The sequence below is a fragment of the Sinomonas terrae genome (assembly GCF_022539255.1).
GTDB lineage: Bacteria > Actinomycetota > Actinomycetes > Actinomycetales > Micrococcaceae > Sinomonas > Sinomonas terrae.
In genome coordinates, this window is sequence record NZ_JAKZBV010000001.1 from 3,964,574 (window position 1) to 3,983,477 (window position 18,904).

Sequence of the window (18,904 nt, forward strand, 5' to 3'; positions counted from 1 at the left end):
CATGCCCTGCGTGTCCTGTCTGCTACCGAATCGCGAGCAAGGCCCCGTGCCATAGTTCGCGAGAATGTCCCGCTCTAACCTCATCCTTGAGCGGGACAATCGCACGGGATAACGTCTCGACTCCCTACGGCACAGGGGCGCCGCCCTAGTATTCGGTCGCTCGAGAACGTAGTCCTGCTCCGTAGAGCGTGGGCCAGAACGGCGGCCTCCGCGCCAAGGTTTCGCGCCGGCGGCCGAAGCGCCCAACTCTTGCTCCCGAGAGCGCTGATCTCACGCCCCCGAGTGGGCCTCGAGGAAGGCGTACACCTCGGTTTCGTCGACGCCCGGGAAGGCACCGGGAGGCATCGCGGCGAGGAGATGCGAGTGGGCCCGGGCCGAAGGCCAGGCGTTGCCTGCCCAGTGTTCGCTGAGCTGTGACGGGGGCCGACGGCAGCAGGCCGGATCGGGGCAGCGGGAGGTGGCTCGCGCCGTCGTCTCCCGCCCCCTGAACCACTTGACGTGCTGGTACGGCACTCCGACGCTCAAGGAGAACTCCCCGCTCGCGCTGCGCTCGGTGCGGGCTGTGCACCAGAAGGTTCCGTTGATCGTGTCGGTGTACTGGCTGTAGGAGCTGAACTTGTCGGGCACGTCGAAGACGGCGCGGCTCGTCCACGCCTTGCACGAGGGTTGGCCCTCGATGGCGCCCGTGTGATCCATGGGGAAGTTGACGCCGTCGTTCTCGTAGGCCTTGTAGATGATGCCGCTCTGGTGCGTCTTCTGGAAGTGGGTCGTGATACCGAGATGCTGGGTCGCCAGGTTCGTGAAGCGGTGGGCCGCAGTCTCGTAGCTGACGGCGAAGGCATCGCGCAGGTCCTCGACCGAGATCTCCTTGCGAGTCTTGGCCTGCTGGAGGAAATCGACAGTCGTGTGCTCGGGGAGGAGGAGGGCTGCGGCGAAATAATTGGTCGCGACGCGCTGGGCGAGAAAGTCGCCGTAGCTGCCCGGCGTCTCGTGGCCGAGTACATAATGGCCTAGGGCCTGGAGGAGCACCGAGCGGGGGTCGTGATCCGAGCGCTGGCTCTGGGTGAGGTAAATCCGGCGATTCTTCAGATCGGTCACCGAGCGGGTCGAGTGCGGCAAATCTCCCACGTGGTAGAGCGTGAAACCGAGGTGGGCAGCAATGTCGGAGATGAGGTGCTGGCTGAGCGGTCCGCCCGGGTAGCCGACTGCCTTGAGGACCTTCTGCGCCTCCGCCTCGTACTCCGGGAAATAGTTGCCGCGCTCACGCATCATGCGGCGGAGTTCCCCGTTCGCGCGACGGGCTTCCTCGGGGGTAGCGACCTGCTCGTTGAGCTTGCGCTCGAGCTCCCGCAGGAGACCAAGCTGGGACTCGAGGACATCGATCGGAGTCCTTGAGCTGATGCGGATCTTGGGCAGATTGAGGGACTCGTAGAGCGGACTGCGCTGGTAGCGTTCGAGCTCGATCTCGAGGGCCGCGCGCCGACTCGGCGGCTCCGCACCGAGCAGTGCATCCACCCCTACACCGAGTGCGCTTGCGAGCTGCTGGAGCAGGCCCAGCTTCGGCTCGCGTTTGCCGTTTTCGATGAGGCTCAGCTGGCTCGCCGCGGCCCCCACGGCGGCACCCAGCTCGTCGAGCGTGAGGCCCGCCGCCTTCCTCAGGTGCCGAACCCTCCGGCCAAGGCTGATGACATCCACGCCTCCCCCGGGCCCCGCTTCAGCGCCCCTGCGGGCGGCGGTCGTAGGTCCGGAGGGGCGGGCCCAAGAGGGTGCAGGCGACATTTCTTGAGAATACGTGAAGATCCGCATTTCTTGCCAGCACCTTTCTCTATCGAGGGGCTTGCAGAGGCGGAAAAGTTGATGTCACGAAGAATTCCGCCCGGCGGAGCAGCCGGAGAGGACGAGTCGAAGGAGACAGCGATGACTGAGCAGCCGCAGAACCCCGAGCGACAGACCCCTGAGCAGCAGGTCGAGGCCCTCAGGCTCGAGTGGTGCGCCGATCCCCGCTGGGATGGAATCCAGCGTGACTACACGGCGGAGGACGTCGTGAAGCTGCGCGGGCGGGTTGTCGAGGAGAGCACGCTGGCCCGCCGCGGTGCGGAGAAGCTCTGGAAGGGCGTGACCGAGGGGCGCGAGAACGGCACCGGGTACATCAACGCCCTCGGCGCCCTGACCGGCAATCAGGCGGTGCAGCAGGTCAAGGCCGGCCTGAAGGCGATCTACCTCTCGGGCTGGCAGGTCGCCGCGGACGCGAACCTCTCCGGGAACACCTACCCCGACCAGTCCCTGTACCCGGCGAACTCGGTCCCCGCCGTCGTGCGCCGGATCAACAACGCGCTGCTCCGGGCGGACCAGATCGAGTTCTCGGAGGGAAAGACGTCCATCGTCGATGGAGAGGCAGTGGATTGGCTCGTGCCGATCGTGGCGGACGCGGAGGCCGGCTTCGGCGGCCCGCTGAACGCCTACGAGCTGATGAAGTCGATGATCCAGGCCGGCGCGGCGGGCGTGCACTGGGAGGACCAGCTCGCCTCGGAGAAGAAGTGTGGCCACCTCGGCGGCAAGGTGCTCATCCCGACCCAGCAGCACGTCCGGACTCTGAACGCCGCCCGGCTCGCCGCCGACGTCGCCGGCGTGCCGAGCGTCATCATCGCCCGCACCGACGCCGAGGCCGCCACGCTGATCACCTCGGACGTGGACGAGCGCGACCGCGAGTTCATCCTCACCGAGAACGGGGCGCCGGTGCGGACGCCGGAGGGCTTCTACAAGGTGCGCAACGGCGTCGAGCCCTGCATCGCCCGCGCCAAGGCCTACGCGCCCTACTCGGACCTGATCTGGATGGAGACCGGCACCCCGGACCTGGCCCTGGCGCGGAAGTTCGCCGAGGCGGTCAAGGCCGAGTTCCCGGACCAGATGCTCGCGTACAACTGCTCGCCCTCGTTCAACTGGAAGAAGCACCTCGACGATTCCACGATCGCGAAGTTCCAGCGCGAGCTGGGCGCGATGGGCTTCAAGTTCCAGTTCATCACCCTCGCGGGCTTCCACGCCCTGAACTACTCGATGTTCGACCTCGCCCACGGCTACGCCCGCAACGGGATGAGCGCCTACGTCGAGCTCCAGGAGCGCGAATTCGCCTCCGAGGACCGCGGCTACACCGCGACCAAGCACCAGCGCGAAGTGGGCACCGGCTACTTCGACCTGGTCTCCACGGCGCTGAACCCGAACGCCAGCACCCTTGCCCTGGTGGGATCCACCGAAGAGGGCCAATTCCACTAGCCGTTTCGGCTCAGACACGACGGCGGGCCCGCCCGCCCGGCCGGCCCCCGCCGTCGTACTTCTCGCCTTTCAGGAGACCTCTCATGAACACTGATGACAGCCTCACCATCAACGGCATCACCCTGACCGCGCAGCCGCTCGCCCGGCAGCACGAGATCCTCACCTCGGGCGCGCTCGAGTTCATCGCCCAGCTGCACCGGGCGACGGCGGGGCGCCGGCAGGAGCTTCTCGAGCTCCGCCACGAGCGCCGCGCCGCGATCCGCAAGGGCCAGGACCCCCGCTTCCTGCCGGAGACGGCCCGCATCCGCAACGATCCGTCGTGGCGGGTCGCCGCGCCGGCACCCGGCCTCGAGGACCGGCGTGTCGAGATCACCGGTCCCGTGGAGCGGAAGATGACCGTCAACGCCCTGAACTCCGGGGCGAAGGTCTGGCTTGCGGACATGGAGGATTCGCTCACCCCCTCGTGGCGGAACGTGATCCAGGGCCAGATCAACCTCATCGACGCCCTCACCGACGGCATCGACTTCACCTCCCCCGAGGGCAAGGAGTACCGCCTCCGCCCGGCCGAGGAGCGGCCCACGATCGTGGTCCGGCCCAGGGCCTGGCACCTGCCGGAGAAGAACATGCTCGTCGACGGCAAGCCGGTAGCCGGCGGCATCGTGGACTTCGGCCTGTTCTTCTACCACAACGCCCGCCGGCTCATCGCCCAGGGCAAGGGCCCGTACTTCTACCTCCCGAAGATCGAGAACCACCTCGAGGCCCGGCTGTGGAACGACGTGTTCGTGTTCGCCCAGGACCTCCTCGGCATCCCCCAGGGCACCATCCGCGCGACCGTCCTGATCGAGACGATCACGGCGGCGTTCGAGATGGAGGAGATCCTCTACGAGCTCCGCGAGCACGCCGCCGGGCTGAACGCCGGCCGCTGGGACTACACCTTCTCGATCATCAAGAACTTCCGCACCCGCGGGCCGCGCTTCGTGCTCCCGGACCGCGGCCAGGTCACCATGATCCAGCCGTTCATGCGCGCCTACACCGAGCAGCTGGTGCGCGCATGCCACCGCCGCGGCGCCATGGCCATCGGCGGGATGGCCGCCTTCGTGCCCAACCGGAAGGACCCCGAGGCGAACGCGATCGCGTTCGAGAAGGTGCGTGCGGACAAGACGCGCGAGGCGAACGACGGCTTCGACGGCTCGTGGGTCGCGCACCCGGACCTTGTGCCTGTCGCGCGGGAGGTGTTCGACTCCGTACTCGGCGACCGTCCGAACCAGCTCGACCGGCTTCGCGAGGACGTCACACCCGACGACCGTGCCCTCATCGACGTCGCCTCGTGCACCGGGACCATCACCGAAGCCGGGATCCGGAACAACATCGAGGTCGGCGTCCGGTACATCGAGGCGTGGCTGCGGGGCTCCGGCGCCGTCGCGATCCACAACCTCATGGAAGACGCCGCGACGGCGGAGATCTCCCGCTCCCAGATCTGGCAGTGGATCTACTCCCACGCCATCACGGACCAGGGCGAGGTCGTGACCCGCGAATGGGTCAAGGAGCTCTTCGAGGAGGAGTTCGCCAAGCTCGAGCGCTTCGACGGAGACCGATTCCGCGATGCGCACGAGATCTTCGAAGAGGTCGCCCTCGCCCCCGAGTTCCCGACCTTCCTCACCCTCCCGGCCTACGCACGCTACCTGTGCGAGACCGCGGGCAAGGAGGACGAGTACGAGGCTGGGCTCCCCGAGCTGGAGCGGGCACTGGCGGCGGTCCTCTAGCCCCGCCAGCCGCCAAGCCCGCACACAGGCTTCCCGACGCCGGCACGCGCCACTCGCAACACGCACCCCGAAGGCCGGGGGCTGGCGATCGGGAACAGAGTTGAGGGGTCGGTTCGCGTAGTGGTGCTGCGCGGATCGGCCCCTCGACGTCTTTCCCGAAGGATCAGCGCTCGACCAGCATGCGCCCCACGATCAGGCGCATGATCTCGTTGGTCCCCTCGAGGATCTGGTGCACGCGGAGGTCGCGGGCGATCTTCTCGACCCCGTACTCGTGCAGATAGCCGTAGCCGCCGTGGAGCTGGATCGCCATGTTCGCCACCTCAAAGCCGGCATCCGTGGCGACGCGCTTCGCCATGGCGCAAAGGCGGAGCGCGTCCCGGTCGTTCCGGTCGAGGGCGGCCGCGGCGCGGCTGAGGAGGCTCCGGGCGGCCTCGAGCTTCATCTCCATGTCCGCGAGGTCGAACATGAGCGCCTCCTTGTCGGCCAGCCGGCCACCGAAGGCAGTGCGCTCCTTGAGGTAGGCCACCGTCTTGTCCAAGGCGGCCTGTCCCCCGCCCAGCGAGCACGCGCCGATGTTCAACCGGCCCCCGTTGAGCCCCTTCATGGCGATGCTGAACCCCGATCCTTCCTCGCCCAGCATGTTCGCAGCAGGCACCCGGACGTTCTTGAAGACGACCTGACTCGTCGGCTGAGCGTTCCAGCCCATCTTCTTCTCGATGCGCCCGAAGGAAAGTCCCTCAGCCTCGCCTGGCACCAAGAACGCTGTGATTCCGTGGTGGCCGGTATCGGCCGTGCGCGCCATGACAATGTAGAGCGCGGATGAACCGGCCCCCGAGATGAACTGTTTGACTCCATTGAGAACGTAGCCGTCGTCGTCGGCCTTCGCCTTGGTGATGAGCGCCGCCGCGTCGGAGCCCGCGCCGGGTTCCGTGAGGCAGTAGCTGCCCAGCGCCTCCATGGAGGCGAGCTTGGGGATCCACTCGGCTCGCTGGGCGTCGGTCCCGAACGTGTCGACCATCCAGACAATCATGTTCTGAATCGAGATGTAGGCGGCGATAGTCGGATCGGCCTTCGCTAATTCCTCGAAGATCAGGACCGCGTCGGCGCGTGAAAGGCCTGATCCCCCGTACTCCTCGGCCACGTAGATGCCGCCCAATCCCAGCTTGCCTGCCTCGCGGAGCACGTCCACGGGGAAATGCTTCGTCGTGTCCCATTCCAACGCGTGCGGGGCGATCTTCTCTGTTGCGAAATCGTGGACCATTCCCACGAGATCGCGCTGGTCCTCTGTCAGTTCGAACATCGTCATCTTCGACTCCTGCCCTACGCGCTGCAGTGCTGCTTGTGCTGTCAGTCTGTTGCACGTTTGCCTCAAGGGGAATAGAGGCCACGCATTGCGCCTTTGCACACAAGTGAACGTTGACATTTGGTCTGATATCGCCTGCCCGTGGTGCTTCATCGGAAAGCGCCGGTTCGAGAAGGCCCTCGCAGAATTCCCGCACAAGGACGACGTGACGGTCACGTGGCACAGCTTCCAGCTCGACCCCTCGCTCCCAGAGCACTACGACGGCACCGAGCTCGAGTACCTGAGCCAGCGGAAGGGCATGCCGGCGGACCGCGTCGCGCAGATGTTCGAGCAGGTCACGCAGGTCGCAGCCGGCGAGGGCCTCGCGTACGACTTCAGCACCATCGTCGTCGCCAATTCCTTCTCGGCCCACGAGCTGCTGCACCTCGCCAAGGCGCGGGGAACTGAGGGAGCGGCCGACGCCGTCAAGGAGGCGCTGCTCTCGGCCCACTTCGAGCAGGGGAAGGACATCGGGAGCCGCGAAGTGCTCGTCGAGGTCGGGGCCGCCGCCGGGCTCGCCGAGGCGGACATCGCCGCAGCGCTCGACGCCGGAACCTACCGCGACGCCGTGCACGCGGACATCCGGGAAGCCCAGATGCTGGGAATTCAGGGGGTGCCGTTCTTCGTCTTCGACCGCAAGTACGGCGTCTCCGGCGCCCAACCGTCGGAGCTCTTCGCACAGGCCCTCGACACCGCGTGGCGCGAGTCGAACCCGTTGGTCATGGTGAACGCGTCAGCGGATGCGGGCGAGGGCCGGGGCACGGCGGGCACGGGCACGACGGGCACGGGGGCCGGCACGGGCACGACGGGCACGGGCGGCGCGGCCGACGACGGTCTGAACGGCGAGGTCTGCGGCCCCGACGGCTGCTGACCCCGGGCCCCCGCGCCGACCACCTCGCCTCCGCGCCGACCACCTCGCCCCCCCTCTGACCCCGGGCCTTCGCTGACCCTGACCCCTCTCGGATTCCCACCGGGATTGAATGCGCCAGACTGCCTTTCCACGGCGTGTCGCCGCCCACACGCCGCAGCTCGGCTTGGAAGTCGGTTGGAATCCGCGGGCTGAGTTATCCACATAGGGCTGAGATCGCGTACGACGGCGGGTGGCTGGCGGCGAGGATGGCCGCATGGGCGATTCTTCGGGCCGGCTGGGCCACCTCATGCGGTTGTTCCACGGCGTCTGCCGCCTGTGTGACCTGCTCGCGAGGGGAGTTCCCGAGCGCGAGGTGAGGGCCGCCGTCGTCCGTGGGGATCTGGTTCGCGTGCGAAAGGGGCTCTACGCACTCCCGAACGCCGACCCTGTGTTCGTCGCGGCCCGGCGCACACGCTCTTTGCTCACGTGCGCCTCGGCCGCGGACTTCTACGGGCTGTGGACCCTCCCCGCCTCGAACCGGCAGCCGAAGAGCTTTCACCTATTCAGGCGGACCGGCGCGGAGCCGCCTACCGCAGTCATCCACCGGGACACTTGGGTCCCGTCTGACCCGTACGCCCCGGTGCTGGGTCTGGCCGACGTCGTCCTCCACGCGGTGCGCTGCCTCCCCGAGCTAGAGGCGCTCCTCATCGCCGAGTCGGCGATGCGCCAGGGACTTTCCATGGACTTCATCCGGGAGCGGCTGCCCGGGAACCGGAATGCGCCGGCCCGCGCGGTTCTGGACCTCGTGGACAGCGGGTCGGAGTCACCGATCGAGACCCTTGCGAGAGTGCATCTGCGGCGCGCGGGCTTCCTCGTGGAGACGCAGGTGGAGATCGAGGGTGTCGGGTGGGTCGACTCGCTCGTGGGGGGGTGGCTGATCCTCGAGCTCGACGGAAAGAGCCACGAGGAGCGTGCGCAGCGCGAGAAGGATCGACGGCGGGACCGGGCGGCGCAGCTGCGCGGCCACCCTGTCTTCCGCTACAGCTATGCCGATGTGGTGCATCGGCCCGAGGCGTTCGTCGCCGAGGTGGCTCGGATGCTCGGGTTTCCGACCGGGATTGCGGTGCGAAACGGCTGAGGCGGCGGCGTGTCGGTGGTCGACACGCCGCCGCCTCGTTCAAAGCTGGGCAGAATCAGCGCGGCCCCTGGCCCCGGCAACGGCCCGGACGCTGGCCGCGGGTTAGAAGCCGGCGGGCTCGTGCGGCGTGTAAGCCTCCTCGAGCTCCGCGGCCTCGGCGTCGTCGAGTTCGATCTCGAGGGCGGCGATGGCGTCCTCCAGATGGGAGCTCTTGGTCGCCCCGACGATCGGCGCGGCCACGACGGGGTTGCGCAGCACCCAGGCGAGGGCGACTTGCGCACGCGCGACTCCCCGGCGGTCGGCGACGCGGCCGACGGCGTCGACGATCGCCTTGTCGCTCTCGTGGTACAGCGTGCGGCCGAACTGGTCGGTCTCGGTGCGGTTCGTCGTCGTCCCCCATTCGCGGGCGAGGCGGCCACGCGCAAGGGGACTCCATGGGATGGCCCCGACGCCCTCGTCCGCGCACAGCGGGTACATCTCGCGCTCCTCCTCGCGGTTGAGGAGGTTGTAGTGGTCCTGCATCGAGATGAAGGGGGTCCAACCGTTCGCGCGGGCGAGGTGCTGGGCCTTCGAGAACTGCCACGCCCACATCGAGGAAGCCCCGATGTAGCGCGCCTTGCCGGCCTTGACGACGTCGTGCAGCGCCTCGAGCGTTTCCTCGATGGGCGTGTGCGGGGCCCACCGGTGGATCTGGTAGAGGTCCACGTAGTCGGTTCCCAAACGGCGGAGGCTCGCGTCGATCTCGCTCATGATCGCCTTGCGGGAGAGGCCGCCGCCGTTCGCCCCCTCGTGCATGCGGCCGTGGACCTTGGTGGCGAGGACGATCCAGTCACGGTCGGCGAAGTCCGCGAGCGCGCGGCCCACGATCTCCTCGCTGCTGCCGGCCGAGTAGACGTTGGCTGTATCGAAGAAGTTGATGCCGGCCTCGACCGCCTGCTTGATGAGTGTGCGGCTCTCCTCCTCGGGGAGGCTCCAGGGGTGGTTGCCCCGCTGCGGGTCGCCGAAGCTCATGCAGCCTACGGCGAGGCGAGAGACTTCGAGGCCGGTGTTGCCGAGACGTGTGTAGTCCATAGGTCCAGTCCTACCACCGCAGGAGCGCGGCTGCGGCCTCGCCGTTGTCGAGGGCGCCCCGCGGGAACAGGACCGTGTCCGCCTTCGTGAGGACGGCTGCACGGAGGAGGGCTGCGGATGCGTCCACGTTCCCGAGGACGGGGGCGCCGAGGGACTCGGATTCGTCCGTGGCGATCCACGGCTCGGCTCCCAGTGCGAGGAGCGTGCGGCCCTCGGCGACCTCCGGCGAGAGGAGCAGGGTGTCGACTCGCGCCTGCTGGAGCGCTCTGAGGGTCTCCGTCCAGTCGCCGGCAGCGACACTTCCGAGCCCTCCGACGAGGCGCTCGAGGATCTCGTGCTGGCGCCGTGCGGCGACACCCGCGACGACGGCGTCGACCTCCTCCTCGAAGCGCTCGCGGTCTGCCCCGGCAGCGGAGGAGTTCATGTCGACGGTCTGGGCGAGGGCAGCGGCACGCTCGCTCAGGGCGTCGAGCACCATCTGGCGTGCGCGTTCGTCCCCGGAGATGACGACGAGCTGCACGTCGCCCTCCTCGACGATCCGGTTGATCTCGGCCGCCACGTCGGCGCCGTTGCGCCGCCAGATCTCCTCTGTGCGGTGCTGGTACTTGCCCTGCGACCAGCCGCCCACGGGCACCTTCCGCAGGTTCTCGGTCTCGCCCGTCATCTCCTGGTGGTCGAGAGGGCCGCGGGCCGAGGCGCGGTGGCGGGCGATCTTGGCCTCTGCGCGCTCGACCTCGACTACGAGGTACTCGAGGTCCCCGCCGCGCACCGCTGCAAGCGGGAGCAGATTCGGGATCGCCCCGCACTCCACCACGGGCTGGGCCGGCGCGCCCGGGAGGACTTCGTCCACGACCGCCTCACCGTTGCGGATGAGCACGAAACGCGAGACCGGCCCGGCTGCGCCTTTCGCGGACCAGACCAGCCGGCCCGCAGCCTTGGCGTCCTCGGGACTCGCGCCGGCGTCGGCGAGCTGCCGGGCCATGTTGTCGCCCAACACCTCGGTCGCCTCGAGGCTGCTCACGGTTCCGGTGCTCACGTCCGCGTGGATGGTGCACCAGGGGCCACTTTCACGGAGGGCTTCGGCGAAGTCCCTGAGGGCATGCATGTGGTTCCTCCTCGACTCGATTCCAACTCGATTCGGTCGGCTCAGTACGCCCTACCCGCCTCCGTGGATTTCACGCGGGATTCGCGCAGGATTCACACGGGGAGGGCCTGGAATTGTGGGGACGGTGTCAGCTGGTCGGTTTCTCGATCGAGAAGTCGCCGCCCGGAAACACCACGGACTCGTGCCCGTCGTCGAAGCGGACCACGTAGGGCGGATCCCCGTTGGTCCCCTTGACTTCGACGATCTCCCCGTGCCGGTCCTTGGAGTCCACCGTCCGGCCGTGGATGATGATGCGGTCTCCCTGCACAGCGTTCATCGCGGATCACCTCCTAGCCCCGAGGGTACGTAGCGGCACTGCCAGACGGAAGGGTCCACGAAGGCCTCTCCCGGGTCCCCATGCCAGGCCTCTTGCGCACCATGCCTGCCCACGGATAGGAGTGGTGGATGGACACCGAGACCACTGAGGGCCCCTCCGAGTTCTGGAACAGCTTCTACAGCGAGCGCGAACGCGTTTGGAGCGGCAAGCCCAATCCGGCGCTCGTCCGTGAGGTCGAGACGGTTGCCCCCGCGCGGGCCCTTGACCTCGGGTGCGGCGAGGGCGCGGACGCGATCTGGCTCGCCGAGCGCGGCTGGACCGTCACGGGGGTGGACGTCTCCGCCGTCGCGCTCTCCCGCGCCCGGCAGCACGCCGAAGACGCTGGCGTCGCGAGCCGCGTGGAGTGGCTCGAACGCGACCTCGCCGAGTGGGAACCGGAGGGCGAATACGACCTGGTCTCGGCCCAGTTCCTGCACTCGCCGGTCGAGCTGCCGCGCGATCGGATCCTCCGCCGCGCCGCGGAGACCGTCGCACCGGGCGGCCTGCTGCTCGTCGTCGGGCACACCGCCTTTCCGCCGTGGGCAAGGCACCGCCACGCGGACGAGGCGGAGCTTCCGAGGGCGGAGGAGCTCGCCATGACCCTAGGGTTGCGGGCCGGCGGGTGGGAGCTCGAGACGGTGACGTCGGAGGAGCGGGAAGTGACGGGGCCGGAGGGCCAGAAGGCGGTCATGACGGATGCCGTGCTGAGGGCCCGCCGCGTGAGGGCGGCCTGAAGCCCAGGAAACTAGGACTAACCTCGAAAGGGCAGAATCGACTCCCTTCCTTCGAGGTGAACAAGCGTGACAGTGGCGACAGCAGTGGTGTCGGCAGCGGTATTCGTGTGGCTTGGGATGGTGCTCGCGATCTCGTTCCTCGAAGCACCGCTCAAGTTCCGAGCGCCCGGGGTCACGATCGAGCTCGGCGTCGGGATCGGCCGCCTCGTGTTCCGTGCGCTCAACGTCGCCGAATGCGTCCTCGCGGTCGTCGCCATCGTGTGCCTCGTCGCCCTGGGCAGCGGGACGCCAGCCGCCGCCGTCGTGCTCATGGCGGTTCTCGTCGTCGTCCTCGTGCTCGACATCGCCGTCCTGCGCCCGCGGATGGACCGCCGCTACGCGAGCGGAAACGTCAGCGACGCCATGCCGCGGCACAGCCTGCACCTCTGGTACGTGGGGCTCGAGCTCGTCAAGGTCGCGGCGCTCGTCATCCTCGGGATCACGGTGCTCACCCGCGTGCACGCATGACGGCAGACGTCCAAGCGGCGACCGTCGCGGACCTCATCGGTGCCGCCACCCGGCTGGCATCCCCTGATCGGCGCGCGATCCTCGGCATCACCGGGGCGCCCGGCGCCGGGAAATCGACGCTCGGCGAGCGGATCGTCGAGGCGCTCGGCCCGGAGCGCGCAGTGCTCGTGCCCATGGACGGCTTCCACCTGGCCGATGCGGTCTTGGCCGCCCGCGACCTCCGCCACGTCAAGGGCGCCATCCACACCTTCGACGACGCTGGCTTCGCCTCCCTCCTCGAACGCATCCGGCAGCAGCGTCCGGGCGAGATCGTCTATGCGCCGCGCTTCGACCGGCACCTCGAGGAGCCCATCGCCGGAAGCATAGAGGTGCGGCCCGACGTCCCCCTCGTCGTCACCGAGGGGAATTACCTCCTAGCGGACGACGGCGCGTGGCCGCGGGTGCGGGCCTGCCTCACCGAGTGCTGGTTCCTGGACCCGCAGCCGGATGTGCGCCGGGAACGGCTCGTCGCGCGCCACGTCGCCTTCGGCAAGAGCCCCGACGCCGCCCGGGCGTGGGCTCTCGGGACGGACGAGGCGAACGCCGCCCTCATCGCGACGACGGCCGCACGCGCCGACAGGGTGCTGAGGGTCGTCGAGGGGTAGGCAGGTCGACTCAGCCCGCCGTCGCCATGCTCAGCAGGGCGGCCTCGATGCCGGCCGGCGAGAGCACGTGCTGGGAGACAAGCTGGCTCGCGCCCATGACGGCAGCCCGCTCGCCCGCGCGGGAGAGGACGATCCGCAGGTTCGTCGTGGCGAGCGGCGGCGAGCGGCGGTACACGACCTCACGCACCCCGGCCATGACGTGCTCCCCCGCGGCAGCCATCGAGCCGCCGATCACGATCACGCTCGGATTGAGCAGGTTCACACAGGTTGCGAGCACCTCGCCGATGTCGCGTCCGGCCTGCCGCAGGGACTGGATCGCGGCGCTGTTGCCATGCGAGGCCAGCTCGACCACCATCGCGCCGTTGCGCGCCTCTACCCCTTGCTCCGCGAGGGAACGCGCGACGGCCTCCCCCGAGGCGAGCGCCTCGAGGCAGCCGACATTCCCGCAATGGCATACGACGCCGTCGCCCCTCGCCACGCGCACATGGCCGAGGTCGCCGGCAGTGCCGTCGGCACCGCGCTGGAGATTGCCGCTGCTGATGATGCCGGAGCCAATGCCGGTAGCGAGCTTGATGAAGAGGAGGTCGTCGACATCGGGCCAGAACCCGGCGCGCTCGCCGAGTGCCATGATGTTGACGTCGTTGTCCACGAGAACCGGGACGCGCAGGGACTGCTGGACGAAGCCGACGACGTCGAACCCGTCCCAGCCAGGCATGATTGGGGGCTTCACGGGCCGTCCCGTTGCATGCTCGACCGGCCCCGGGAGCCCGATGCCGACGCCGGCGAGCAGGCTCTCGGGGTGGCGCGTCGCGGTGAGCAGACGCTCGCCGGACTCGACGACGTAGCCGAGCACGGCTTCCGGGCCAGCGGCGACGGGCATGGCCTCGCGCTCTTCGGCGAGCACCTCGCCGTTCAAATCGGTGAGGGCAACCCGGACGTGGCTCGCGCCGACGTCGACCGCGAGCACGGTGCGGGCCTCGGCGTGGAACGCGAAGCGGGACGGCGGACGGCCGCCGCTCGAGCTGGCCTCGCCGACGGACACTACGAGGCCAGAGCTGAGCAGGAGGTCGACTTTGCCGGCCACTGTCGAGCGCGCGAGCCCCGTGGTCGTCGCAAGCTCCGCCCGCGTCCACGGCTTCCCGTCGCGGAGGAGCTGGAACAGGTCGCCGGCGCGGGGACCAGAGCGTCCGTCGTCTGCCATGGGGATTAGTGTCCCACAGCGACTTCCGTACGTCGACCCTTCAACTTTTGCTTGCGCATCGTCAAAAGTGCCTCTAGGCTCGCAAGTGAAGCAGATCACGCAGCGCTGCGCTGACCCCCGCCTACACGAGAGGACTTGTCCCATGGCCTTTTCAGTCCAGCTCTACACCGTCCGGGATGCGATCGAGGAGGACCTGCCGGGCACGATACGCCGGCTGGCGGAGATCGGCTACACAATGGCCGAGCCGTACAAGTTCGCAGAGCGCGCCGAGGAGTTCGCCGCGGCCTTCGAGGAGAACGGCATCAGCGCCCCGACCGGGCACGCCCCGCTGCTCTCGGCCGATCAGGACGAGATCTTCGCCGCGGCCAAGCGCCTCGGCATAGGGACTGTGATCGATCCGTTCGTCCCGGCCGAGAAGTGGCAGGACGCCGAGACCATCCGCGACACCGCCGCCCGCCTGAATGAGGCCGCGAAGAAGGGCGCGGAGTACGGCATCCGCGTTGGTTACCACAACCACTGGTGGGAGCTCGAGTCCAAGGTCGAGGGAACGAACGCGCTCGAGTTCTTCGCGTCCCTTCTCGACCCAGAGGTCGTCCTCGAAGTGGATGCGTACTGGGTGGCCGTGGGCGGCGAGGACCCGATCGCAGTCCTCCAGCGGCTCGGCGACCGCGTCGTCGCCGTCCACCTCAAGGACGGGCCCGTCAACGAGGACCGCAAGGCCCAGCAGCCCGCGGGCCAAGGCAAGGTTGACATCTGGGGTGTCATCGCTGCCGTGAAGAACCTCGAGGTCGGGGTCGTCGAGTTCGACGACTACTCCGGGGACATCTTCGAGGGCGTCGCCGCCTCGCTGCGGTACCTCGAGGCTGGCGCCCCTGTCGGTGAGGAGGCCGCCCGATGAGCCGCGGACCCGTGGGCGTCGCCGTCATCGGCGCCGGTGTCATCAGCAAGCAGTACCTTGACAACCTCACCAAGTTCCCGGACCTGAAGGTCCATGTGATCGCGGACCTGTTCCCCGAGGCGGCCAAGGCCCGCGCCGAGGAGTACGGGATCGCCGAGCACGGCTCCCCCGAGCTGGCACTGAACCACCCGGACGTGGACATCATCGTGAACCTCACGATCCCGGCCGCCCACGTCGAGGTCGCCACCGCCGCGGTGCGCGCGGGCAAGCACGTCTGGAGCGAGAAGCCCTTCTCGCTCGACCGCGAGAGCGGGCTCGGTCTGCTGCAGGAAGCGGACGACGCCGGGCTGCGGCTCGGGTGCGCCCCGGACACCTTCCTCGGTGCTGGCCTGCAGACGGCCCGGCGGGTGATCGAGCGCGGCGATATCGGGGTTCCCCTCACGGCCCAGACGGTCTTCCAGACCCCGGGCCCGGAGTCCTGGCACCCGAATCCGGCGTTCCTGTTCCAGCGCGGGGCCGGCCCGCTGTTCGACATGGGCCCCTATTACTTCACCGCGCTGATCCAGACGTTCGGCAGCATCCGCCGCGTCGCCGCGCTCGGATCCAAGGCCAAGGCCACCCGCGTGATCGGCTCCGGGCCGAAGGCCGGGGAGGAGTTCCAGGTCGAGGTCCCCACGCACGTGAGCGCCCTCGCACAGTTCGAGTCCGGCGCGTCCTCGCACAGCATCTTCAGCTTCGAGTCCCCCCGGACCCGGATGGGCTTCATCGAGATCACCGGCACCGAGGCCACGCTCTCGCTGCCGGACCCGAACTACTTCGACGGAGACCTGGAGATCTGCAAGGCCGGCGAGCACGAGTGGACCAAGATCCCCACCACCGGCCCCGCGAATGGGCGCGGCATGGGCGTTCTCGACATGGCCCGCTCCATCCGTGCAGGCGAGCTCCACCGGGCCACGGGCCAGCTCGCCTACCACGTCCTGGACACCATGGTCTCGGTCTCCGAGTCGATCGACTCGGGTGCGTTCACCGACGTCGCCAGCTCGGCGCCGTCGTCCGCTCCCCTGCCCGAGGACTGGGCGCCCGAGGAAGCGACCCTCGACGGGGTGCTCGCATGAGCGCACCCGGCCTCCCCGACGGGGCCGGGCCGCGGCGGCCCCTCGGGGTCGCCGCGATCGGGTACGCGTTCATGGGCAAGGCGCACTCGCAGGCGTGGCGGAACGTGGGGGCGTACTTCGACGTCCCCGCCGTGGAGCAGCGCGTGCTGGTGGGCCGCGACCCGGACGCCGTTGCCGAGGCCGCGGCGAAGTACGGGTGGGCCGAGTCCGCGACGGACTGGCGCGAGGTGATCGCCCGGGATGATGTGGACATCGTGGACATCTGCGCCCCCGGCTGGCTGCACGCCGAGATCGCGATCGCCGCGCTCGAGGCCGGCAAGCACGTCCTCGTGGAGAAGCCGCTGGCGAACGCGCTCGCCGAGTCCGAGGCCATGGTCGCCGCGGCTGTCGCGGCACGGGGCCGCGGGGTGCAGTCGATGGTCGGGTTCAACTACCGGCGCGTCCCTGCCCTCGCGTTTGCGCGGAAGCTCATCGCGGACGGCCGGCTCGGGGTGGTGCGGGAGGTGCGCGCGTCCTACCTGCAGGACTGGCTTGCCGACTCCTCCTCGCCTATGACGTGGCGGCTCCGCAAGGAAACCGCCGGGTCCGGGGCGCTCGGGGACATCGCCTCGCACGCGATCGACCAGGTCCAGTACCTCCTCTCCGACACCGTCACGGAGGCCTCCGGGCGGCTGCACACCTTCGTGGGCCGCCGGCCGGGGCGGGACGGGGCCGAAGACGTCACGGTCGACGACGCAGCCTGGGCAACGCTCGTGCTCTCAGGCGGGGCCCTCGCCTCGGTGGAGGCCTCGCGGGTCGCTACGGGCAGGAAGAACTCGCTCCGGATCGAGGTCTACGGCTCCGAGGGCTCGCTCGCGTTCGACCTCGAGCGGCTCAACGAGCTCGAGTTCCTCGATGGGTCCGGACCGGTTCAGGAGCAGGGGTTCCGGCGGATCGTCGTCACCGAGCCCGAGCATCCGTACCTCGAGGCCTGGTGGCCGCAGGGCCACGTGATCGGGTGGGAGCACACGTTCACCCACCAGATCCGCGACTTCCTGCTGGCGATCCGTGACGGCAACCCGCCCTCGCCCTCCTTCGAGGACGGCCTGCAGGTCCAACGCGTCCTGGCCGCCATCGAGGAATCCGCCGCAGCCAAATCCACCACGGTCCAGCTGTAGCCCAAATCCACCACGGTCCAGCTGTAGAACTGTCCACCTGCACCCCACCGCCCCCACCGTCTCGGGTACACCAACTCCCCTCCCAGACCCTCTCGGGTACACCAACTCCCCTCCCAGACCGCTCCGGGTGGAGCTCTTCCTACCCGAAACGGCTCTGGGGAGGAGTTGGCGTACCCGAAACGGTCTTGGGGCGACGGGTCGAGGCGCCGTCCTCGCGCTCCCGCCCGGTTGTGATTTGCCAATCACTCGAGGACGCGGCGTGTCTCGGTCAGGCGCGAGTTCCGTCCCACAGAAACGGGCGGGAAGGGCCGCGACTGTCACTGCGGTGTGGAAGCCAGCCCCTGCCAGCCAGTCGGCCTCGCCCCCGCCAGCCAGCCGGCCCCAGCCCCGCAAGCCCGCCCTCCGTCACTGCTTGGCTGCCGGCTCGAAACGGCGCGCAGGGTATTCGTGCAGCAGAATGTTGAGCCCCCAGCCCACCACCGTGAGCAGCACAATGGCCGCGGCCATCGTGCCCCACGCCGGGAAGCCCCGCAGGATCCCGAGGCTCACGATGAGCGTGGTCGCCCCTGCGGGAGGGTGAGGCAGCTTGATCCATGAAAGTATGAGCGTCGTGACCGCGACCGAGAGGGCGCCGGCGAGGACGTGCCCGAGGGTCAGGCCACCGCTCGGTGCGGACGGGAGCCTGTCCAGCCCGAACGCAAAGAACAGCGCGATCCCGACCACGAGCGCAACCCCGTGCCCGACCAGCGTGTCCAGCGGTCTTGACGTTTTCGCTTGCGGCGTCTCGAAGAACATCATCGCGGTGGGGCCGAGGCTCGGGAATAGCCACGGTTCGTGCAGCCCGAGGCCCACGAACCCGGCTATCGCGAGCACCACAAGACACAGCACTCCAGCGTAGAGCCCGGCGCCCAGCGACCCGAGCCTCTCCGTCACCCAACCCAGCATCCCTGGCCTCCCGTCCGCCCATGGACTACGTCCACCTTCGCGCTACCCGGTGCCGAGCAACGGAATCCGGGAGATCGGCGCGGACAGTCTCCCTTTGCTGACACATCGACTTAAAATGAAGCTATGCCCCGCATTCAGGCAGAATCGAACGCCGCTCAGCGCGCGCTCACTCAGCGCCGCATTCTCGGGGCCTTCGGTGAGCTGCTCTTCACGCGCGGCCTCCCTGGACTGACAATGACCGACGTCGCACGGCAAGCCGGCGTCGGACGGACTGCCGTCTACAACTACTACGCGGATCTCGAAGAGCTCCTCATCGGCTACGCCCTCGACGAGACCGGCCGCTTCCTGAGTGACCTGAAGGACGAGCTCAGCCGTCTCGACAATCCCGTTGACCGACTCGCCGTCTACATCCGTGCCCAGGTTGAGGACCTTTCCCGCCGCCATCTCCCGCCGGGACCCGCGATGCGGGCAGTGCTCTCGCCCTCGTCGTTCGCGAAGCTCGGCGACCATGTAGGCGAGCTCAACGCTGTGCTGCGGGACATCCTCCGAGCATGCATGGAGGAGAGCTACATCCCGCGAGCCGACCTCGACGAACTCGCCCAGCTCGTGCTCGGTTCGCTCGCCGCGAGCGCGAACCGTGGGCGCAGGGAAGGCGACGGCGGAGCTCCGGACCTCGGCATCCACGAACCGGGCACAAGGCACGATCGTCATACCGAGGCCACCGTGCGCTTCATCCAGCTCGGCGTGGGGGCGCGATTCGATGAGATCGGGCGCCCGGTCAAAGGCTGACGCGGCCGGCTACGGCGCAG

18 protein-coding genes are annotated in these 18,904 nt (G+C 68.8%); 11 read left to right on the plus strand and 7 right to left on the minus strand.

Translation table 11 applies throughout. The features are described 5' to 3' along the window. Window positions 1-270 precede the first annotated feature (270 nt). Complete coding sequence (locus L0M17_RS18315) at window positions 271-1,806, minus strand: helix-turn-helix transcriptional regulator (RefSeq protein ID WP_241055825.1); 1,536 nt, start codon at window positions 1,804-1,806, stop codon at window positions 271-273. A gap of 111 nt (window positions 1,807-1,917) precedes the next feature. On the opposite strand from L0M17_RS18315, the gene aceA reads away from it, so the two are divergent. Together aceA and aceB are read left to right on the plus strand one after the other, a co-directional pair. Then, the gene (gene aceA / locus L0M17_RS18320; protein ID WP_241055826.1) at window positions 1,918-3,270 is read left to right on the plus strand and encodes an isocitrate lyase; all 1,353 of its coding nucleotides are present in this window, start codon (window positions 1,918-1,920) and stop codon (window positions 3,268-3,270) included. 83 nt (window positions 3,271-3,353) lie between these two features. Continuing rightward, window positions 3,354-5,033, plus strand: coding sequence for a malate synthase A (gene aceB / locus L0M17_RS18325; protein WP_241055827.1), 1,680 nt, complete (start codon window positions 3,354-3,356; stop codon window positions 5,031-5,033). 163 nt (window positions 5,034-5,196) lie between these two features. Here aceB and L0M17_RS18330 read toward each other — a convergent pair whose 3' ends face one another. Next, window positions 5,197-6,333: an acyl-CoA dehydrogenase family protein gene (locus L0M17_RS18330; RefSeq protein ID WP_241056503.1), complete on the minus strand. Its 1,137-nt coding sequence runs from the start codon at window positions 6,331-6,333 to the stop codon at window positions 5,197-5,199. A gap of 109 nt (window positions 6,334-6,442) precedes the next feature. Between L0M17_RS18330 and L0M17_RS18335 the strand changes: the two genes are divergently transcribed. Both L0M17_RS18335 and L0M17_RS18340 read left to right on the plus strand, forming a co-directional pair. Then, window positions 6,443-7,246 (plus strand): DsbA family oxidoreductase, encoded by an 804-nt coding sequence (locus L0M17_RS18335; RefSeq protein WP_241055828.1) that lies wholly within the window; start codon window positions 6,443-6,445, stop codon window positions 7,244-7,246. A 253-nt stretch (window positions 7,247-7,499) separates the two neighbouring features. After that, entirely contained in the window at window positions 7,500-8,363 is an 864-nt protein-coding gene (locus L0M17_RS18340; RefSeq protein WP_241055829.1) for a type IV toxin-antitoxin system AbiEi family antitoxin domain-containing protein, read from the plus strand. A gap of 102 nt (window positions 8,364-8,465) precedes the next feature. Here L0M17_RS18340 and L0M17_RS18345 read toward each other — a convergent pair whose 3' ends face one another. The 3 genes from L0M17_RS18345 to L0M17_RS18355 all read right to left on the minus strand — a co-directional run bounded on the left by L0M17_RS18345 (window position 8,466) and on the right by L0M17_RS18355 (window position 10,855). After that, window positions 8,466-9,434 (minus strand): aldo/keto reductase, encoded by a 969-nt coding sequence (locus L0M17_RS18345; protein WP_241055830.1) that lies wholly within the window; start codon window positions 9,432-9,434, stop codon window positions 8,466-8,468. Between the two features lie 10 nt (window positions 9,435-9,444). After that, complete coding sequence (locus L0M17_RS18350; protein WP_241055831.1) at window positions 9,445-10,539, minus strand: baeRF2 domain-containing protein; 1,095 nt, start codon at window positions 10,537-10,539, stop codon at window positions 9,445-9,447. Between the two features lie 127 nt (window positions 10,540-10,666). Next, window positions 10,667-10,855 (minus strand): DUF1918 domain-containing protein, encoded by a 189-nt coding sequence (locus L0M17_RS18355; protein WP_043122444.1) that lies wholly within the window; start codon window positions 10,853-10,855, stop codon window positions 10,667-10,669. Window positions 10,856-10,983: 128 nt separating this feature from the next. Between L0M17_RS18355 and L0M17_RS18360 the strand changes: the two genes are divergently transcribed. From L0M17_RS18360 to L0M17_RS18370, 3 genes are all read left to right on the plus strand, one after another. Next, a complete protein-coding gene (locus L0M17_RS18360) occupies window positions 10,984-11,628 on the plus strand; it encodes an SAM-dependent methyltransferase (protein ID WP_241055832.1) in 645 nt (214 codons plus the stop codon). Between the two features lie 66 nt (window positions 11,629-11,694). Beyond that, window positions 11,695-12,135 (plus strand): hypothetical protein, encoded by a 441-nt coding sequence (locus L0M17_RS18365; RefSeq protein WP_241055833.1) that lies wholly within the window; start codon window positions 11,695-11,697, stop codon window positions 12,133-12,135. Beyond that, a complete protein-coding gene (locus tag L0M17_RS18370) occupies window positions 12,132-12,779 on the plus strand; it encodes a nucleoside/nucleotide kinase family protein (protein ID WP_241055834.1) in 648 nt (215 codons plus the stop codon). The genes L0M17_RS18365 and L0M17_RS18370 overlap by 4 nt, the downstream gene beginning before the upstream one ends. A 10-nt stretch (window positions 12,780-12,789) precedes the next feature. On the opposite strand, the gene L0M17_RS18375 is transcribed toward L0M17_RS18370, so the two are convergent. Next, the gene (locus L0M17_RS18375) at window positions 12,790-13,980 is read right to left on the minus strand and encodes an ROK family transcriptional regulator (RefSeq protein WP_241055835.1); all 1,191 of its coding nucleotides are present in this window, start codon (window positions 13,978-13,980) and stop codon (window positions 12,790-12,792) included. Between the two features lie 142 nt (window positions 13,981-14,122). Between L0M17_RS18375 and L0M17_RS18380 the strand changes: the two genes are divergently transcribed. Genes L0M17_RS18380 through L0M17_RS18390 form a run of 3 tightly spaced genes read left to right on the plus strand, consistent with a single transcriptional unit; the run spans window position 14,123 to window position 17,150 of the window. Then, window positions 14,123-14,878: a sugar phosphate isomerase/epimerase family protein gene (locus tag L0M17_RS18380; RefSeq protein ID WP_241055836.1), complete on the plus strand. Its 756-nt coding sequence runs from the start codon at window positions 14,123-14,125 to the stop codon at window positions 14,876-14,878. After that, window positions 14,875-15,993 carry a Gfo/Idh/MocA family protein gene (locus L0M17_RS18385; protein ID WP_241055837.1) on the plus strand — a complete coding sequence of 373 codons (1,119 nt, stop codon included), beginning with the start codon at window positions 14,875-14,877 and terminating at the stop codon, window positions 15,991-15,993. Before L0M17_RS18380 ends, L0M17_RS18385 begins: the two co-directional genes overlap by 4 nt. After that, complete coding sequence (locus L0M17_RS18390; protein ID WP_241055838.1) at window positions 15,990-17,150, plus strand: Gfo/Idh/MocA family protein; 1,161 nt, start codon at window positions 15,990-15,992, stop codon at window positions 17,148-17,150. Before L0M17_RS18385 ends, L0M17_RS18390 begins: the two co-directional genes overlap by 4 nt. 405 nt (window positions 17,151-17,555) lie before the next feature. Here L0M17_RS18390 and L0M17_RS18395 read toward each other — a convergent pair whose 3' ends face one another. After that, complete coding sequence (locus L0M17_RS18395) at window positions 17,556-18,083, minus strand: HPP family protein (RefSeq protein WP_241055839.1); 528 nt, start codon at window positions 18,081-18,083, stop codon at window positions 17,556-17,558. A gap of 135 nt (window positions 18,084-18,218) precedes the next feature. On the opposite strand from L0M17_RS18395, the gene L0M17_RS18400 reads away from it, so the two are divergent. Continuing rightward, the gene (locus L0M17_RS18400) at window positions 18,219-18,884 is read left to right on the plus strand and encodes a TetR/AcrR family transcriptional regulator (protein WP_241055840.1); all 666 of its coding nucleotides are present in this window, start codon (window positions 18,219-18,221) and stop codon (window positions 18,882-18,884) included. Window positions 18,885-18,904: the final 20 nt, after the last annotated feature.

Bases quoted from the DNA above. Each gene is read 5' to 3' on its own strand.
- L0M17_RS18315 (WP_241055825.1), bottom strand. From the start codon at position 1,806: ATGCGGATCTTCACGTATTCTCAAGAAATGTCGCCTGCACCCTCTTGG.
- aceA (WP_241055826.1), top strand. From the start codon at position 1,918: ATGACTGAGCAGCCGCAGAACCCCGAGCGACAGACCCCTGAGCAGCAG.
- aceB (WP_241055827.1), top strand. From the start codon at position 3,354: ATGAACACTGATGACAGCCTCACCATCAACGGCATCACCCTGACCGCG.
- L0M17_RS18330 (WP_241056503.1), bottom strand. From the start codon at position 6,333: ATGTTCGAACTGACAGAGGACCAGCGCGATCTCGTGGGAATGGTCCAC.
- L0M17_RS18340 (WP_241055829.1), top strand. From the start codon at position 7,500: ATGGGCGATTCTTCGGGCCGGCTGGGCCACCTCATGCGGTTGTTCCAC.
- L0M17_RS18345 (WP_241055830.1), bottom strand. From the start codon at position 9,434: ATGGACTACACACGTCTCGGCAACACCGGCCTCGAAGTCTCTCGCCTC.
- L0M17_RS18350 (WP_241055831.1), bottom strand. From the start codon at position 10,539: ATGCATGCCCTCAGGGACTTCGCCGAAGCCCTCCGTGAAAGTGGCCCC.
- L0M17_RS18355 (WP_043122444.1), bottom strand. From the start codon at position 10,855: ATGAACGCTGTGCAGGGAGACCGCATCATCATCCACGGCCGGACGGTG.
- L0M17_RS18360 (WP_241055832.1), top strand. From the start codon at position 10,984: ATGGACACCGAGACCACTGAGGGCCCCTCCGAGTTCTGGAACAGCTTC.
- L0M17_RS18370 (WP_241055834.1), top strand. From the start codon at position 12,132: ATGACGGCAGACGTCCAAGCGGCGACCGTCGCGGACCTCATCGGTGCC.
- L0M17_RS18375 (WP_241055835.1), bottom strand. From the start codon at position 13,980: ATGGCAGACGACGGACGCTCTGGTCCCCGCGCCGGCGACCTGTTCCAG.
- L0M17_RS18380 (WP_241055836.1), top strand. From the start codon at position 14,123: ATGGCCTTTTCAGTCCAGCTCTACACCGTCCGGGATGCGATCGAGGAG.
- L0M17_RS18385 (WP_241055837.1), top strand. From the start codon at position 14,875: ATGAGCCGCGGACCCGTGGGCGTCGCCGTCATCGGCGCCGGTGTCATC.
- L0M17_RS18390 (WP_241055838.1), top strand. From the start codon at position 15,990: ATGAGCGCACCCGGCCTCCCCGACGGGGCCGGGCCGCGGCGGCCCCTC.
- L0M17_RS18400 (WP_241055840.1), top strand. From the start codon at position 18,219: ATGCCCCGCATTCAGGCAGAATCGAACGCCGCTCAGCGCGCGCTCACT.